Below are 5,857 nucleotides of genomic sequence, written 5' to 3' on the forward strand. Positions count from 1 at the left end.
CAGGTTCGGGCAAGGCGCGGCCTCAGGCCGAATGGGACGAGCCTTCAGGCACTCGCGGGAACTTGGCCTTCGCCTGAGGTGCGCGACCGATTTCGGCCGAATGACCGCTTCGCGTCCATGCACCAGCTCTGACCGTTCCCACTTCGCTGCCCGTGACAGACGACCAGGTGCTCCGGCTTCGCCGCGCCCTGGTGCGGCTCTCAGCACTCGTCTCGCCAGCTCGACGGTGGATGTGACACCGGCCGCTCGGCTGGCGCCGCGGCGGCCGGTGTCACTAACTGCGATATTGGGACAAGAAAACGCGCGCATGAGACGGCAGGGCCTCCTCCTCCGATCCTTGACGTCTCCGGAGGATGCCCTGCCTTCCGTGTGAGTAGCTGACACGCTGTGCGCCGCTCAGAGGGGCCTTGGAGCGTACAGTGCCGCTGCGGCCGGGTGATGAGCCCCCACTCTCACTCGGCCTTCCACGGGCTCTCTCAGACGCTCTGAAGCTATCTCTGCCGCCGATCGCCGCCTGGTCGGGGACACCCCGAACCCCGAGGGCTGACAGCTCGCCCCGCGCGTTCCCGAGGAACGACCGGCGAAGCCGGGCTGAGCGCGATCCGCAGCCCCTTCTCGTGACACCGCCACCCGGCCCGCCCTGGCCCGCCCCGCGCGGTCCCCTGGAACGACCGGCACACCGGGCTGAGCGCGGCCCCGACCGGACCCGGCGGCGCCTGTCACTAAATGTATGCTTGAGCAAGATGCGCATGCGCGCGCGCGTATGCGTGCGCGCGAGGGAGACCCCGCGCGCACGCAACTCCGGCCTCTCGGCCTCCGCGCCCTTCGGGCTTGGCGCGGCCCAGGACATACCTCCCGGCCGCATTGGCGCCGCAGCGGCGCTGGCAGGGGGGCTACACGCCCGCCTTTCTCCGCCGGGCCGCGTCCCCCCTGCGGGTTCTGCTTTGACCGCCCTCGGCTCGCTCCGCGGCTCTCAGGGCCTTGCGCTGAGCCGCTGCCCTTTCTCGGCATCACTGAGACAGGGGGCGGCCGGGCCGGCGAGGCTCGTTCCAGCCACCAGGTGCTGGCACCGCGCGCGGTACACCGCCGGCTGCGGCCGCTCTGGGGGCACCGTCCGGCACAGGCACAGCTCACGGTACCGGCCGACGTTGAGCCGCGCGGCCACCTCCGCTGCAACCGCTTCGAGGCGCTGCCGCTCCGCAATGTCTGCGACACCAGCCGCCAACGCGGCCAAAGCGACCGCTCGGACGTGGCGCGCCCGCGGGACCAGGCATCGCGCCTGCATAGGCCCCAGCGCAAAGTTGCAGGGCCGGCAGCACGGATACACCCAATGCGCCAGCTCCTCGCTGAACTCAGCGGCGAACCGGATCGGCGGCACATGGTCCCGCTTTCGCCCGCAGGGTTGCCCGCAATAGACGCACCAGCCGGCAGGTGCGTGGCAATAGCGGCGGCCAAACTCGCGCTCGAGTGCGTTCCGCGCGTCCCATCCGCTCCGAGCCATGCAGCCCTCAGAAGGCGCTTGCGACAAGCAGGACGCCGCCCCGCACGAAGACGGCGAAGACGATCAGCCCGAGGACGAGCAGAACACGATCCGTGAAACTTGGGCTCTGGTTCATGGGCGCATGAGCGGCACCGAGGGGCCGTTAACCAAGAGCGAAACGGGGGTCTGGTTAAGCGCCCCGAGCCAGGACTTGGCCGGAGGTTACGGCCGGCGCAGTGCGGAGAAAAATGCCGGTCTCCTGGAGGAGACCGGCACCCGACACCGCTCTAGTGAAGGGCCATCACGACGTAGCAGATCGCCACAGCCCCATAGAGCGCAGCAATGATGAAATACATTGCCTTGGCTCCATGTGCCCGCGTTAGGCAGGTCTTCAGGCTCACCTCGAGCCCACGCTTCTAGAACTAGTAACATTGCCCAAACGATGACCACTATTTTAGGTCACGAGACCGTGAGCAAAACCGTATTGCATTGATTAATCTGGATTATATTGGCCGGCGCAGGCGGATATCTTGATCGGCAACGTTGACGTTCCCACCTGCGCACTAGAAAAAAGTTCCTAGAGTAAGTGCCATACCGGCACCCGACACCGCTCTAGTGAAGGGCCATCACGATGTAGCAGATCGTGGTGGCCCATCTTTTTTGCCCCGCGCTAGCAACCTGGGGGCGATCCGCCCCAGCCGTAACGAACCGCGAACGTCGCCCTACGGACGTTATGTGAGCCGACCGGAGGTTGAATCCCGCGGCTGATCCTACTTGCGACGAAGCGCGCCTGTCTCTACGTTCTTTGCATCGGCTGCATATGACGTGCGCCCGGTTCTCACCACCTGAGAGCAGGAAACGTCATGTCCGTCGCCGACCTTACTGACATCCTCCGCCTGATCCTTCTCGCCCTCCTGGTCGTGAAGGCGGTCCTCGGATTGCGCCGCGCCCGTCGCCACCGTGACGATGACTAGAACCAGGTGGCCTCGTCAGCTGGCGGCGGCATGAGCCTTCTCGGCTTCTCCGCAATGTCCCCTAGTCGCGCCTTCCACTTGTCCCTGTCACGGCGCGGGACAAAGCCAGCCGCAGCACGAGCGGCGCGGCTGAGCGCGCGACTGGGAGATGCCCGGCGCCCTCGGACGAGACCTTGCAGGCAAGCGACCTTGGTAAGGTGCAGGTGGTCAACGTAGCGCGGATCTGTGCCCTTCACGATGTAATTCCCCAGCCTCTTGTCCGTGTACGGATCGACTGGTGAGATGTGGATGTCGCGCAACCCAGGTTCTGATCCCGATGCCTTGCGGACCCACTGAGTCAGCTTCTGCTGAAACTCTCGATGCAGCTCAGCTGGGATATGAACCATCCAGTTGACGTGAGGCCGGCACTGGGTCGGGTTCTCAAGCGAGAAGGCGTACAAGGGCGGAAGGACTTCGCGGCCGAGCTGCTGTAGCCGGCGCTGAAGCCACACGCGGCACTTGTGGTGGATCTTCTGGAAGACGAGGGCGGGGTCTTCGGTCTCGCCCAAGCGGATGACGACGTACAGGTTCAGCGGGTGGTCGATGAACTTCGCAAAGTCGATGGCGTGGAGGATGTTGCTACTAGCCTTGCGGCCGATGTGGCGCGTCTCTTGCATACGATCGATCCATCTTGGTTACTCTTCTTCCTCCCTGATTTGGTGGTTATCCGCCCACTATGTACGAGATATAGTGACACCGCCTGCCGCGTCCGTCAAGGAACAGATGGCGAACTAACGGCTGACGCTCTTTTCATTGTTCTCTTGTTCTTGTTCGGTGTCTCGCAAAGCGCTGATTTTTCTTGCAAAATCTGGCTGACGGGAACGGATTGCGAGCCTACGGGAACAGATTGCGAGTGCTACGGGAACGGATTGCGAGCCTACGGGAACGGATTGCGAGTGCGGGAACTGGCTTCGGGAACGCCGCGTGTGTATCGGTTCCCCATGGCCGACCCGACAGCTCCACCGCCGAAGCACACGACCCTGAGGGCGATCGCCACGCATCGCGAGAACCCTGACGCCATCGTCGAGGCTGGTGAGATCGTGGACATGCGCTTCCCTGCAGGCGGGAGGATGACGCTGCGAGGGGCGAAGCTCTTCCACCTGTTAGTGCAGGCCGCGGGGGTCAGGATCGCCGACCAGGTGCAACACCGGATCACGCTGGCAGCGCTGAACGAGACCTTCCACGCCACGCTCCCCGAGCTGCAGCGCCTGATCGAGGAGCTGCACACGACGACGTTGCGGCTGCAGCTGACGGACGCGCGAGGCCGCCGCTTCACCAAATCCGGCCCGATCCTGTCGGACGTGGAGCGCGAGGATGAGCGGGAGGCGCAGGCCGAGCTGCGGTTTGAGTTCTCGCCAGCGCTGCGCCGTGCCATCGCGAACAGCAGCCACTGGGCGGTCATCTCGCGGCGGGCAGTGATGGCGTTCGAGAGCAAGTACGCCCTGCGCCTCTATGCCGTCATGTCACTGCGAGCTGGGCTGCGGAAGGCGTCAGAGGCCTTCGCCCTAGACGAGCTGCGCGAGCTGGTGGGCGTACCGGCCGGCAAGCTGCCGCGCTGGCAGGACTTCAAGCTGCGAGCGCTTGAGCCTGCGATGGCCGAGATCAACCAGCTCGCCGGCTTCCATGCCGGGTACGTCCCGATCACGCGGGGGCGGCGGGTGGTGGGGGTCACGCTGACCTGGGGCGTGAAGGACCACGCAGCTCGGGTCGAGGCTATGAGGGAGCTCGATCGGCCGAAAGTCGGGAGAAAGGCGCGACGTGACGGCAAGGCCGAGCTGATCGCCGCGGCCGAAGACCGGGCGCGGGAGGAGCTGGCGCAGGCGTTGGCTGAAGCTCCGCGAGGACAAGATGGTTAGGGGTCAGATCACCAGATTGCGCAGGCAGTACGGCTTCACCTGCTCGCTCTTTCGCGTCTTCCTATGAGACGTGTCCTTGCGCCCGTGGTAGATGCGTAGACCTGGGTTCTCCTCGAGCGCGATCAGCGCCAGTTCCATCTGACGGGGGATCTCCTTCTCGGAGTTCTCCAAGGCGCTCAGAGTGCCTCTCGATCCGATACCCAGCTCCTTTAGAAGGTCAGCCTGCCGGTAGCCGTTTCGCTCCCTCCATTCCCGCACCTCCTTACCGATCATCGGGATCGTCCTCGTGGTGGAGCTTCTCCCCTTGGGCGGCGGCGTAGGCCACGCGAAATCGAAGGCCAAAGCCTTCGAGTTCAACTGCGACCTGCCGCCTTTGGTGCGGTTTTGGTTCGGCGGGGACGGCATCCCCTAAGATGTCCGAATTGACGACGTTCCTGCGATTTATGGCCATTGGGACCCCTCTGATCTGCCTTCGAGCGGAGGATATGCTTCCAACGGTTTAAATTTTGCTTACATGGCCGCCCGCAGCCTCCACGACACAACAGCCTTGGGATCAGGGTAGGCGCCGTTTCGGTGATTGACCCGAGACCGTTCCGAGCGGAACGTCTCTGAAACGGCGCGATGAGACGGCGAGACACAGAGGCGGGACAGGCATGGGCTATACGCTGCGAGAGGCGGCGGCCGAGGCGGGCTGCAGCCGGTCAACGATCCATCGGGCCATCAAGAGCGGGCGCTTGTCAGCCCAGCGTGGCGACCATGGCTCCTATGCCATCGACCCCGCCGAGCTGGCGCGGGTGTTCCCAAGGGACGCGCGCGAGACATCACATCGGGACGGCTCGGAACAGGAACGGGCCGCGGGCCATGAGAGCCCCGAGGTCCTCCTGGTCAAGGTTGAGATGCTCGAGGCGCAGCTGCGGCGTGAGCAGGAGACGATCGACGACCTTCGCAGCCGCTTGGACAGGGCCGAAGAACGCGCTTTCGCGTTGGCGGCACCTGCCGTCCCACAGCCGCCACAGGCGCACGTATGGAGCCGTCTTCGGCGCCTCTTGTCCGGCTGATACTTGGTCTCTGTCACAGCGTTCTGACTGTCGACTGCCCGCCGCGCAGCGGTCCGCGCGAGGGGCCGCAAGGGCTCCGACTTTGACTGCACATGCAGATCAAGGCCGGAGACGAGGTCGAGGCACCTAGAACCAGCGGTTCACGAGCTTCTCGATGATGATCAGGATCACTCCAATGATCAGTGTTTCGAGGAAAGTCATAGACCCTCCTTTCTCTGACCTGAGCGCCCTCCGTTGACGGGGCTTTTGGCGTCTCAGTCCGCCCGAGGCAGCGTCGAAATCCTGGCGCTTCCTTCTTTAGCGTCCCCTGGCAGGTTCGCCGGAGCCTTCTCGGTCTCTACGGGCCCTCTCAGCGGCTCCTGCAAGTATCCCCAGGTTCGGGCAAGGCGCGGCCTCAGGCCGAATGGGACGAGCCTTCAGGCACTCGCGGGAACTTGGCCTTCGCCTGAG

General features: G+C 64.7%; 4 protein-coding genes. 2 read left to right on the plus strand and 2 right to left on the minus strand.

Annotation, left to right across the window (positions count from 1 at the left end; all coding sequences use genetic code 11):
- Nucleotides 1-2,450: 2,450 nt before the first annotated feature.
- The gene (locus JM664_RS05635) at nt 2,451-3,110 is read right to left on the minus strand and encodes a hypothetical protein (RefSeq protein WP_227418949.1); all 660 of its coding nucleotides are present in this window, start codon (nt 3,108-3,110) and stop codon (nt 2,451-2,453) included.
- Between the two features lie 324 nt (nt 3,111-3,434).
- Here JM664_RS05635 and JM664_RS05640 point away from each other — a divergent pair, with 324 nt between their 5' ends.
- Entirely contained in the window at nt 3,435-4,349 is a 915-nt protein-coding gene (locus tag JM664_RS05640) for a replication initiation protein (protein ID WP_227418950.1), read from the plus strand.
- A gap of 3 nt (nt 4,350-4,352) precedes the next feature.
- Here JM664_RS05640 and JM664_RS05645 read toward each other — a convergent pair whose 3' ends face one another.
- Nucleotides 4,353-4,622 (minus strand): helix-turn-helix domain-containing protein, encoded by a 270-nt coding sequence (locus JM664_RS05645; RefSeq protein ID WP_227418951.1) that lies wholly within the window; start codon nt 4,620-4,622, stop codon nt 4,353-4,355.
- Nucleotides 4,623-5,002: 380 nt separating this feature from the next.
- Here JM664_RS05645 and JM664_RS05650 point away from each other — a divergent pair, with 380 nt between their 5' ends.
- Nucleotides 5,003-5,407, plus strand: a complete 405-nt coding sequence (locus JM664_RS05650) for a helix-turn-helix domain-containing protein (RefSeq protein ID WP_227418952.1) — start codon at nt 5,003-5,005, stop codon at nt 5,405-5,407.
- Nucleotides 5,408-5,857 lie beyond the last annotated feature (450 nt).

The organism is Roseitranquillus sediminis (assembly GCF_016918935.1).
GTDB lineage: Bacteria > Pseudomonadota > Alphaproteobacteria > Rhodobacterales > Rhodobacteraceae > Roseitranquillus > Roseitranquillus sediminis.

Coding starts and splice junctions, on each gene's coding strand:
- JM664_RS05635 (WP_227418949.1), bottom strand. CDS start 3,110: ATGCAAGAGACGCGCCACATCGGCCGCAAGGCTAGTAGCAACATCCTC.
- JM664_RS05640 (WP_227418950.1), top strand. CDS start 3,435: ATGGCCGACCCGACAGCTCCACCGCCGAAGCACACGACCCTGAGGGCG.
- JM664_RS05645 (WP_227418951.1), bottom strand. CDS start 4,622: ATGATCGGTAAGGAGGTGCGGGAATGGAGGGAGCGAAACGGCTACCGG.
- JM664_RS05650 (WP_227418952.1), top strand. CDS start 5,003: ATGGGCTATACGCTGCGAGAGGCGGCGGCCGAGGCGGGCTGCAGCCGG.